Raw genomic sequence first — 10,266 nt, forward strand, 5'->3', positions numbered from 1 at the left:
GCTGCTCTGAGGTAGAATTCATGTCGGGCAAGGTGGCGTTTTTGTTGATAGCTGTGTTTCTCGATAACTCACATTTTATCAATCACTTACGGCATTCTTGCCCTTTTTTATGCAAAATTCAGGCTAAATCGTTCGCGCCGAGAAAATGCTGCGCCTTTGTGTCTCCCTCGCAAGCCTAGGGAAGCGCTGATCAATTGAGGTTTTCGGTGCAAGTGATGCGCTCAGCGGCGTCGCATTTTTCCGGAGCCGGAATTCTTGATTTTGGACCGTTGAAGGATGCAATTTCTCCAAATTTGAGGCATTCTCCCCGTTCTCTTGTCCTCAGGACGGAGCTCGGGTTTCCGAGACCCTAAATTGCCGGCCAGCCAGCATCAGATTAGCGAAGCCGAACAGTGCGAACAATTGCGCGGTATTTTTCTCCAAGCCGCGGTAACGTGCTTTCCGATGCCGAAAGAGGTTGTTCACGACATGAAACGGATGCTCAACCTTTGCCCGGACGCTCGCCTTCAGGTGCTCCAATTTTTCCGTCATGCGGCCGAGTTTGTTCTTCGGCAGCGCCTTGCGTTTGGTACGCTTCAGCGCGACGTGCCAGGTCACATCCTTTCCAAGATTCTCTTCTCGCTTTTCGACTCCCTGGTAGCCGGCATCGCCCATTGCTGCCACTTCATCACCATGCAACAGCGCGTGTGCTTGCGTCACGTCGGACACGTTGCCAGCCGTACCGATAACGGTATGCACAAGGCCCGACGCCGCGTCCACGCCGATATGGGCTTTCAAGCCGAAATGCCAGTCGTTTCCTTTCTTCGACTGGTGCATCTCCGGATCACGCTTCTTGTCTTTGTTCTTGGTCGAGGGCGACGCCGCGATCAGCGTGGCATCGACGATGGTACCTTCCCGCATCATCAAACCCTGGGCCGCCAAGTGACCGTTGATCGTCTCGAAAATTTTGCGGGTGAGCTCGTTCGTTTCAAGCAAACGGCGAAATTTCAGCAGCGTCGTTGCGTCCGGCGCCGACTCGCGATTGAGGTCGATACCCACGAAGCCGCGAATCGCCTGGCTGTCATAGATCGCGTCCTCGATGCCTTCATCGGAAAGACCGAAGCACTGCTGGGCTACGTACATGCGCAGCATGCGCGCCAGGCCAATTGGCGGGCGGCCAGCGCCTTCAACCTTCGGATAGAACGGGGCTCAATCAGCTTATGCAACTGCGACCACGGCGTGACACTGTCGATCTTTGCAAGGAAGACCTCACGCCGTGTCAGCTTCTTCTTGGCGGCGTACTCGAGGTCGGAAAAACTCTTTTGCATGATGGTCGGCTGGTCAGGGGTGGACGTGCCATTATGGTCTCAGATCACAGGCCAGACCGAAACGGGATCGGGCGAACTAATCAGTGCATCCCTAGCACTCATGTAACATTATCCACCTCGTCGCCATTCGTCGCTGCTCCATCCATGAATCGAGGACGACAGCATACGCTATTGCCGCGCCAAGCTCTACGTGAACTCAGGCAAAGCGACGATCGATCACGCGCTTGAGCTTTCCCGAGCGGGGATTGATTTCCAGCGCCGTCGCATCCACCCATTCTATGTCGATGGGCAGGATCTTGCCTTGCGCCAGCAATTGACCATACATGGGGCGATGCTCGTAGATCGCAGCGATGATCTGCGCGCTGAGCGCCGGATCGGCATTGCGATTGCCGATCCGCAGTATCAACCCATCCTTTCCGTCACGATGGATGGTCAGCAATTGAAAATCGCAGGCGCCCTGGCAAGCCGGAAACGACGCCAGTACCGACCTGACATCTTCCGGATACAGCGTGACCGGGCCGACCCTGGCCGATTCATCGGAACGCCCCCGTAACAGAAACTTGCGATGCGCCGTACCATGGGCATCGACCCACCTGGCCCTGTCACCGACCGGATAGCGCAGGATCGGCATCAAATGGCGCCGCAGGGCCGTGACCACGGCCAGCCCTTCGATGCCCGGCGCGACGATGGGCGAGCCCGTTTCTTCATCGATAATTTCGAACAGCGCATCATCATCGTAGCAGCGAAATTCATTGGGGCCGCATGAAAGATCGGCGAATCCCAGCAATCCGGCATCCGTGCTCGCATAACCGATGGAGCGGATCTCGACGCCTGGAAAGCATGCTTCCAACCTGGCGCGCTGATCGGGATACATGGCTTCGCCGGCAAACAGGATCAATCTGACCGTCGACGCGGCCGGATCGCACCCCACCTTGTCAATGTGATCTACCAGACTCATCATTGTGGTCGGCACGCCGGCCAAGACCGTGGCCTTCAATTCCGTGATAAAGCGATAGACGTCGTCGGGTGTCGTGGCGCCCGCAATCGGGAGTTGCATGACCCGCTTGGGGCACTCTTCAAGCGCCTTGTGGGTAAACAAGAACGATCCATACAACTCGCCGACATAAAACAGATTGGCGACCCGGTCGCCATCCTGCAGACCTCCCAGCGCCAGTCCGCGGGAAAAGGCTGTGACAAACACATTCCAGTCAGTCCGGCTGAACACCGAGAACTTGGGGTTGCCGGTGGTTCCGCCACTCTTCAAGACGATGCCATCGTGCATCGCCCCCGTCAGCAATTGCCCACCCTCCAGACGGTTGGCTTCCCAAAACGCTTGCTGGCTCAACACGGGCAACTGTTCGATCGCGTGTATCGTTTCCGGCAATGCGCGGTAAAGATCGCCATAAAATGGCGAATTTTTCCGGGCAAACGCGATCAGTGAGGGAAGTATTTCCCGGCTAATTTCCATGCTCATCAACGCGCTCTCCGGTCCAGCACACGAATCAATTTTCCGCTTCCCGCAGTCCTGTGGAATTCATCGATTCCCACCGCTTGCACTTCAAACAGCAGCGTTTCATCGGTCAGCACGGCTTCCTGCAAATCCAGGTAGTTTTCCAGGAAAATCTCTCGGCAACGCAGCGCTGGCAAGCGCTCCGAATCGGAAATCACCAAGATGACCTTATCCTTGATCTCGCCTTGCGCCAGGATCAGCTGCGCTTCGCCCGCATAGGCGAAGTGCGTCGCCAGGATACGGATGAATTCCTGATAATTGAGGAAAGTGGAACCAATCCGACAAATATCCCCCGTCCGTCCCAGCAGTCGAAAGCGCGGCGCGGCCCTGCCGCAGGCGCAAATGCCATCCGGATCGGCGATCCAGTGGCCGACATCGCCGATTTCGTAGCGCAATGGCTTATTGACCGACAACATGCGCGGCGTGAAAACCAATCGGCCGACTTCCTCGCCTTGCACCGCTCGATCTTCATCCATTTTCAATATTTCGAGGTATTGAAGCTGTTGCTGAAGATGGTGGACGCCGCCATCGCTATGTTCGCACTGGAACCCGATCGGACCGATATCGACGCTGCCATAGGCGGCCGAGCGTATCACATCGACCTGGAAGGACTCGTGCAGATAATTTCGCTGGGCGGGACTGAAATGTTCTCCGCCATAATAGATCTTCTTGACTCCCCGATAGGCGGAGAGAATGTCAGCTTCCTTTTCAAACAGTTGCAGAATATACGATGGCATGCCGAGCAAGACATTCACCTTGTTCTTGACGATTTCCTGGGCGACCATGCGGGTATCGCCATGGGCCGCCATGGGGAACTGGATGGCGCCCAGCTGTTCGAGTGCCGAAAAAAAGCTGATGAAGCCACCGTAGAGTCCCCCGCCAAAGAACAGATTCATCGCCCGGTCGCCGAGCGGATCAAAGCCCGCCGCGTACAAACCCTCGGCACCGAGCCGGATATGCTCATGGTATTGCTGGTAGCTGAACGTCGACAGTTTTGGTTCGCCCGTGCTGCCGCCCGACTTGAAGAAAAGATGGGCTTGGGCAGGATCGGCCGGCACCGACTGGAACTGCTCCTTGGCGGTAATGGCCGGAACGGGGTCCCACTGCAGCGGAGGGAATTTTCTCAACTCATCGAAATTGGAAATCCCCTGCGCTTCATGGGCCAACTGCAAGCTCACTCTGCGGCAATAGCGTTGCAACGCATAGACACCGTCATGCGGCTCGCCGGGGTATCCTCCCGTCATTTCGCCAATACGCCGGATACGGATCGCACCCGCACGCAAAAAAGAGCGCGACAGCGGATCAATTTCCGAGAGTTTGCAACAGATCGCCACTGTTTGCAGATAGTTGCGCATGGGCCGCAAGACCCGGATGATGTCGGTGCGCGGCAAGGGCTTGACCCAGATGCTGCGGTACAGCGGCGATGCCGCCAGCGCCGTATGGTCGTCGATGTAAATGCGCCACCCGCCATCTGGTGCTTCGATGAGGCGAGCATTGCCGAGGCACGATTCGAGCCTGTGACACTCGCTGACCAAAGCAATTTCGCCGGCACTGGCGGTATCGGGCAACTGGCGTGGCAGTTCGTGCGCCACCAGCGTCAAGGCATCGGCAAGCCGCTCGCCAAACCGCTGCAATTCATTCCAGTCCGAAGTGTCGAGATAGACACATTGCGGACTGGAACAGGCTTGCTGTTCCATCAGGCAGCATTCCATGGCGAGTTGTTTCAGCGTATGGGGATCCTGGGCAGCTTCCATGGAAAGAAATGCCAACGATATCTTGTGTCCCCACTCGACGATGCGCACGCTGGCAGGGGCCATGGCGCGTATCGATTGAATCGACTCCTCACCGCCCCAGGCGGCAATGCCATCGGCCCCGGCAAATACCGGCTCCAACAGATCTTTTCGCTTCGACGAAATTTTCGCCACGATGATGAATTTCTCAAGCTGGGCGCTCGGATCGCACTTGCCCAAGGCATGTAACAAGATCTGGGGGAAGGAACTCTCTTGCGGACTCGTCTTGAGAAAGTTAAAATTTCCAGAAAGCAATCCTTCGAGCACGCTCATCGGCCCGACCGTGAAGGCATTTTGCGGTGAAATGTGGACCAGGAAACCCAACGGCGCCCAAGCTTCGAAGATCGCATCGTCGAATTGGGTGCGGCAAGCGAGCAAGGGATTGCTGGAACCGAGTTCACGGATCAGCTTCTTTTCCAGATTCGCACGGCGCAAGACATCGGCTATTTCAAGCAAGGCCAGACCGATTTCGTCCGACGTAAATTGACCGGTGCCAGACAAGCAGTTCTTCAATTCGGTAAAAATAGCCGATTTTTCCTTGATATTTTTCCCGAGTAAATCCCCGGCCGCCAGCACCGTCTCGATATCGAGTTCGCACGCCATTTGCCGGGCCACCAACGATTGTATATCGCCGATCCTGCTGGCCAGTTCTTGATCGCCGATCCACTCGCCTTGCCAGAGGTGTTGCTTGTTCATATTTTCCATGATTACCGCCTCAACAGTTCAGCCGCCGCAATGGCGCAGCTTTTATTTTTACTTGTTCCAGCCCGTCCGTGAATGACGAAATACGGCCGCTCATTTCCGCAAGCACAGGATTCGCCGGGATACAGTGTCGCCATGTCGCCCATCAAGACACTCTGGGCAGGCACTGAGGTGATGTAGGGCGTGAGAAATTGCAGAAAGCCCGCTTCACCGAATTTCCTTGGTTTCAGGGTACGCACATCGCGGATGATCACCTGCGACCAGACGGGAACATGAAATTGGTGGTGTGCGCACTCCGCGTACGGGACGGCATGCTCGACCGAGCCGAAGCTGTCGCGGATACGCAGGTCGGGAATGCCAAGCTGCTCGTGAATGCGGGCGTACAGATCGTGTTTGGCGATCGCCTGGTCGGCATTGCCTTTCCATCCACCGCCGAGGAATACCAGCGAATCGGCGGAGAGTTTGAGCGGCGGCAAGCCCAGCTCGCGCATCCGCTTCAGTGTAAAAAACAGAAATGCCGGGAAACCGAAAATGCGTACCGGAAGACCTTCTGCGGCGTAGTGTTGCAGCTTTTCGATGCAACCAAAAACATCGAACTCGTGCGACGCGCCGCCCGTCGCCGTTGTTGGCGCGCCGGTCCTGCGCAAAGCATAAAATGCCGATGCAACGGGTGCATACTTGCACAGGAAATTGTCGGTGTGGGCCGTTCCCAGTTGCGAATCCGATGCGGTTTCATACGAATACAGCAGATAGTTGGTCTTGACATCCGGCGTGTTCCAGCCATAGTGCCCGAAGACCGCGTCGATCATCCTTTGCCCGGCGCTCAATGACCAGGCATCAAACGAGACTTGCGACTTTTGACCGGTCGTTCCGGAAGAAGTCAGGTGCAGCTTGATGTCATCGCGCGCAACCGAAAGAAGTTCGTGCGACTTGAAAAACGTCGCCGGAACAAAGGGGATGCTCGCCAGGTCATCGATCGACGTCAGCGTGGCGGCATCAAATTGTTTCATTTCCAGCAATTTCCGATAAAATGGCGATTGCTCTTGGTGCCAGTTGATATTTTCCTTCATGGCATCGACAAACATCGATTCCTGCGCGGCGGAGGAAGCGAAGGGATGGCGTTGTTCGCAAACGCCCTGGACCGCGTGCATAGTCTTGATATTCATATTTCCCTAAATTCCCGATAAAATGCGGTGGCCAGTGATATCGTCAACAACCCGAGCGCGAGACATATCGTCATTTTTGTCAAATCGATTTTTTCAATCAAGCTTCCCACCATCAACATCGATATCGGCAAGGCGCCAATACTGATCGTATTGACCCAGCTCATGACCACGGGGACATCGGCTGGCGCGGGCCGCGATTGAAACAGCGTCAATAGCGACACATTGACGACCGCCAGTGCCAGCCCCAAGCCAGCCAGTGCCAGGCAAGCCAATACGGGATCGTGGTTCAAGCCAAAGAAAAGGTAGAGCAGGGACACGGCGCTCAAGCCGGCGATCGCCCGCTTGCCCCTTTTGAGCGGAAATTCCGCGACCGAAAGCAACAAACTTCCCGCCACCATCCCCATGCCGATCGACACCTCGAAGGCGGCCAGCATGGCAAGATTGCCGGCGAATCGGGTCTGGACAAACAAGGGGAGCAAGGCCATCAAGGGTGTCAGCGCAAGATTCATCAGGAAAAATGCGCACAACATGAAACGTATCAAGGGATCGGCAAACATCGACCGCCCGGGTATCGCTGGCGCCATGTCGGCATTCTCCGGCTCCGATTCGACCGTTTCCGGATCAGCAGGATCGAGCCGGATTCCCCTTTCCAGCCCTGCCGCCAGCAAATAGCTAAGCCCATTCAATACAAGCAGACCCGACAAACCAAGCCAAGGATAGAGCAGGGCGGAAATCGCTGGCCCAACTACCGTCCCCAGGGAAAAGCAGGAATCGACCATGGCGGTCAACTGTGGGACCAATTCCTTTTTTGGCATGAGCCCGGGCAGCGTAAAGACAGCGATATTGAACAGCGCGCCAAGCAAATTTGAAACAAACGTCAGGATAAATAGCGTGGTCAGCGAATGGTGCTTGAAATAGGCGAGCCACAACAGTCCGACCAGCAAGAAGATAATGCCCCTTAATACGTCGGTGTGTATCAGTGTCCTCAGGACGCCTATTCTTTGCACCAGCTTGCCCCCACTGCTGGCCAGCAACAGATGGGGAAGCGCGCCTATCGCCAGGAACCACGGTATCATTTGTATGGATTGCTCCTGCGAAATAACCCAGACCAGGCCGAGGGTCATCATCTTGTCGCAGATTTGTGAAATGAATTGCCCGAAGAAAAGCCGGGATGAATTCTGGTCCTTGAATACTGCCATTGAAAATTTCATGATAATCCTGTCACGCTGCGCACGCCGGTTCCGGCTCCAGCGAATTTTTTTTCCAGAGTTGCAGATACTGGTTCAAATATTCGCGATTAATGCCTTCCAGGCGGATATTTCTGAAATTCAGTATTTCATAAGATCGGCTGAATATGACAAAATCATAGCGCTGCGCGCCAATCAAATGCATGGCGGGGAAATAGGCGCAGGGAATGAAACCGGCTTGCATTGCGATTTCTATTTTCTCCGACTCATCGGCGCGAATAATGAATTCGATATAGCGCACACCCAGGTCTTGCAAGATTACCGATGCCTTTTCCACGATATCGGCGAATCCTGCATTGCACAAATCGTGAATGCCGATCAACACGCAATGTTTGTCCGTCTCTGAAAAATAACAGAAAACCTCCACGTCCTGATCGGCCGAGCTGATCAGCAGATTGGGTTCTTGAAACGGGAAAAAAGTATGGTGGTCTTGCGCCACCAGCGTGTTCTTGCCCTCGTCAAAACGGCGCTTGGTCAGGCGCGGTGCATGGATCAATTCGAGTTCCAGCGCGGAGCGTGCGCGCGAGAAATTTTCGGCGCTGGTATGGGGAATCCAATCGTCGGGAATCGCGGGCAAGCCGCATTCGCGCCGGACTATTTCAAAAAGGGGACGCAGGCGTGGATGCAGGGCAAAATCGGTAAAGCGCGAATCGAACGCGCTTTTCGTAAATAATGCAGTAAGGCAATGCGTTTCATACCCATTCGTCTTGTGAACATTTGGGAAAATTCCCAGTTTTCGGTAGCCCAGATTCGCCGTCAATTTTTGCGGTGCCGAAGAAACCGTTCTGGTTGTGGCGTAGACGACTTCGACATGTGCGATGGCGCGCAATTGCGCATAGCCGAATTCCATCATCCGTTCCGTCAAATTCTGTCCGCGACAGTCATTTTCAATGACTGCGCCAAAGACTTTGGCAAACCCAGTGAGCGTGTGCTGATAGACAACGGAACCAACAATTCGGTCATCGATGGACGCCACAATCCAGTAATAGTCATCCCGCCCGAGCGCAGCGCGCAGTCGCGCCGTCTCCGACATCATTGGATCACTGTAATCACCTTGGTAGACGCTCTGGTAGAGGTCGACGATCTGAGCGGCATCTCGTGGAATGGCTTTTCTTAAGGTAATATCTTTTTTCATAATATGATTTTTGACAGTGTATTATCTTATTGGAATGGCGCCGTTTTATCGGCGTGCAAGTTAATCATGGCGCCGAATTCTATATAAGGCAATATTGAAAGTCAAGCAGGGAAATATAAAAGCTTGGTGGCGACGAAGAAAATATGAGGCCGGTGCCAAATGATTAGTCAAGGTGGGCAACGAGATCAAGCGGAAAATTGTCGTCAATTTGTAACGCAAATGCAATGAGCATATTATTTTCCACGGATCTGGTTCTTCTTGAAACAGCGAGAGCGACGCGTCGCCTCGCTCTGGCAAACCATTTGATACCTTGCCAGTCGATAAACGCGGCGGTCTCGACATAATGTGACGCTTTCATGACCGACATGCAGCGCTTTGGGCGGCATGCTTTGGAGCACCTCGTTATACACAAGTCCTGCGTGCCATGCCGGCCGCCCTGAAAACACGTTTACATTCAAGGACTTAACACACCTCTTGTAAACTTCCCGCGTTTCAGATTTACTCTCGTCTTTTGCGTGAACGAATTGGCGACAGCACCGACAGCGTGGACCGAGACAGAATTTGCAGAACTCGACCTGGGCGATGCGCGCCTGAACAAGCGAGCGAGGATCTTGATGGAACGATTTGCGGCTGACCCGACGGCAAGCGTGCCGAAGGCGTGCCAAGGCTGGGGCGAAACGATGGCGGCGTATCGCTTCTTCAACAACGACAGCGTCGACTGGCAAGCGATCATGGCGCCGCACTGGCAGCAGACGCAGCAACGCATGGCCGCATTACCGGTGGTGCTGTGCTTGCAGGACACGACCGAACTGGACTTCAGCGGCCAAGGGGCGCTCGGTCTCGGGCCGTTGAGCTATGAGGCCCAGCGCGGCATGTACCTGCACCCGACCTATGCAGTCACTCCCGCGCGCGAGCCACTGGGCATTATTGACGCGTGGATGTGGGCGCGCGAAAAGAAGGACAAGTCCGGTGCGCGCGGCGGGCCGAAGGAAAGTCTGCGTTGGATTGAGGGCTACGAGCGGATCTCGGAGATGGCGGTGCAACTGCCTGGCACGCGCCTGGTGTATGTGGCCGACCGCGAGGCCGATCTGGTGCCGCTGATGCTGCGCGCCCAAGAACTGGCAACGCCGGCCGACTGGCTGGTGCGCGCCAGGCACAACCGCTGCCTGCCCGATGGCGAGAAGTTGTGGCAGCACACGAGCGCTGGGGTGCCGATCGGCGAACTGACGTTCGCGATGGCGGCGCGGCATGGGGTGAAGGCGCGCACGGTGCGCCAGCAACTGGGCACCTCGAATTACCGGTAAATCCCGCGTAATCGCCGGTCGCGATGCCGGCAGTTGCGTTTTTTGATGTCAGACCGAGCCGCTTCCCGCCCGTTTTATGAGCGCTGAGCCTCGTTTTGTGCAGTC

At 55.5% G+C, this 10,266-nt stretch carries 6 protein-coding genes and 1 pseudogene; 1 reads left to right on the top strand and 6 read right to left on the bottom strand.

Annotated features, from left to right (window positions below; all coding sequences use genetic code 11):
* Positions 1-321: 321 nt before the first annotated feature.
* The 6 genes from F2P45_RS33180 to F2P45_RS33205 form a co-directional block, all read right to left on the bottom strand.
* Positions 322-1,307, bottom strand: a protein-coding gene (locus F2P45_RS33180) for an IS5 family transposase (protein ID WP_166882480.1) whose coding sequence is annotated in 2 segments (ribosomal slippage) — positions 322-1,185 and positions 1,188-1,307 — 984 coding nt in all. Because the reading frame shifts where the segments join, the coding sequence is not laid out codon by codon here.
* A gap of 196 nt (positions 1,308-1,503) precedes the next feature.
* Entirely contained in the window at positions 1,504-2,781 is a 1,278-nt protein-coding gene (locus tag F2P45_RS33185; RefSeq protein WP_054266227.1) for a phenylacetate--CoA ligase family protein, read from the bottom strand.
* Complete coding sequence (locus F2P45_RS33190; RefSeq protein ID WP_166882481.1) at positions 2,781-5,312, bottom strand: acyl-CoA reductase; 2,532 nt, start codon at positions 5,310-5,312, stop codon at positions 2,781-2,783. Before F2P45_RS33190 ends, F2P45_RS33185 begins: the two co-directional genes overlap by 1 nt.
* A gap of 2 nt (positions 5,313-5,314) precedes the next feature.
* Entirely contained in the window at positions 5,315-6,475 is a 1,161-nt protein-coding gene (locus F2P45_RS33195; protein WP_166882482.1) for a LuxE/PaaK family acyltransferase, read from the bottom strand.
* The gene (locus tag F2P45_RS33200; RefSeq protein WP_166882483.1) at positions 6,472-7,686 is read right to left on the bottom strand and encodes an MFS transporter; all 1,215 of its coding nucleotides are present in this window, start codon (positions 7,684-7,686) and stop codon (positions 6,472-6,474) included. The genes F2P45_RS33195 and F2P45_RS33200 overlap by 4 nt, the downstream gene beginning before the upstream one ends.
* Before the next feature lie 10 nt (positions 7,687-7,696).
* A complete protein-coding gene (locus F2P45_RS33205) occupies positions 7,697-8,857 on the bottom strand; it encodes a GNAT family N-acetyltransferase (protein WP_166882484.1) in 1,161 nt (386 codons plus the stop codon).
* A 524-nt stretch (positions 8,858-9,381) separates the two neighbouring features.
* Here F2P45_RS33205 and F2P45_RS33210 point away from each other — a divergent pair.
* A pseudogene (locus tag F2P45_RS33210) lies at positions 9,382-10,140 on the top strand (IS4 family transposase); the annotation flags it as partial.
* Positions 10,141-10,266: the final 126 nt, after the last annotated feature.

Source organism: Massilia mucilaginosa, from assembly GCF_011682145.1.
GTDB lineage: Bacteria > Pseudomonadota > Gammaproteobacteria > Burkholderiales > Burkholderiaceae_D > Telluria_A > Telluria_A mucilaginosa.

Bases quoted from the DNA above. Each gene is read 5' to 3' on its own strand.
- F2P45_RS33205 (WP_166882484.1), bottom strand. From the start codon at position 8,857: ATGAAAAAAGATATTACCTTAAGAAAAGCCATTCCACGAGATGCCGCT.
- F2P45_RS33200 (WP_166882483.1), bottom strand. From the start codon at position 7,686: ATGAAATTTTCAATGGCAGTATTCAAGGACCAGAATTCATCCCGGCTT.
- F2P45_RS33195 (WP_166882482.1), bottom strand. From the start codon at position 6,475: ATGAATATCAAGACTATGCACGCGGTCCAGGGCGTTTGCGAACAACGC.
- F2P45_RS33190 (WP_166882481.1), bottom strand. From the start codon at position 5,312: ATGGAAAATATGAACAAGCAACACCTCTGGCAAGGCGAGTGGATCGGC.
- F2P45_RS33185 (WP_054266227.1), bottom strand. From the start codon at position 2,781: ATGAGCATGGAAATTAGCCGGGAAATACTTCCCTCACTGATCGCGTTT.